The sequence below is a fragment of the Pseudothauera lacus genome, assembly GCF_003034845.1.
GTDB classification, from domain to species: Bacteria; Pseudomonadota; Gammaproteobacteria; order Burkholderiales; family Rhodocyclaceae; genus Pseudothauera; species Pseudothauera lacus.
The window spans coordinates 1-640 of record NZ_PZKC01000040.1 but is presented as its reverse complement, the minus strand read 5'-3'; the positions used below and the strand labels follow the sequence as shown (position 1 = coordinate 640).

Sequence of the window (640 nt, the reverse complement as noted above, 5' to 3'; positions counted from 1 at the left end):
CGACCGTCGCAAGGTCAGCGATGACATCGTTCCCATCGGACTTGATATGTGGCGATGTGCTGCCGACCAGGGTCACGGCAAGGCGGGGCAGATGCTAGGGATTCGCTTGAAGAACAACCAGCGCTATCCTGAGGCCCTACAGGCTTTTCAGTGGGGGGTCAAAGGAGGAAATCCCACAGCCGCACTCGCTCTTCTGGATGGGTTCGATGGCCCCACCCCTGACAATCAGCTCGACTACCTTGCCCAGCAAAAGGACCCCGAGCGCGTGCGCCGCTACGGCCTCATCCAGCGTTTCCTCTCCGACTACTCCTACCTCGACCCCAAGGTGCCCGATGTCGACGACATCGTGCCACTGCCCCCCGCGCCCCTGCCGCCCTGGGATGGCACCCTGCGCTGGAAGGTCGAGTTCGACGCCAACGTCCCCCCACCACTGCCCGAAGCCGCAGTGATCGATGACATGGCCCGCACCAAGGGGCTCGACCCGCGCACCGGCCGACCCGCCGGACAGTCGGACTGAGCGGCGTGCGGGCGGCCGGCGTGGTGCTCATCGGAGTCTGTTTGCTGGCCGCCTGCCAGGAGCCGCCTCCACCGCCCCGCCCCCCGGAACCGCCCGCCATGCAGGACCTTGCCGACATCCGCG

At 66.7% G+C, this 640-nt stretch carries 1 protein-coding gene; it reads left to right on the top strand.

The genetic code is table 11. The features are described 5' to 3' along the window. Positions 1-91: 91 nt before the first annotated feature. A complete protein-coding gene (locus C8261_RS17240) occupies positions 92-517 on the top strand; it encodes a DUF6396 domain-containing protein (protein ID WP_146161712.1) in 426 nt (141 codons plus the stop codon). Positions 518-640: the final 123 nt, after the last annotated feature.

Coding starts and splice junctions, on each gene's coding strand:
- C8261_RS17240 (WP_146161712.1), top strand. CDS start 92: ATGCTAGGGATTCGCTTGAAGAACAACCAGCGCTATCCTGAGGCCCTA.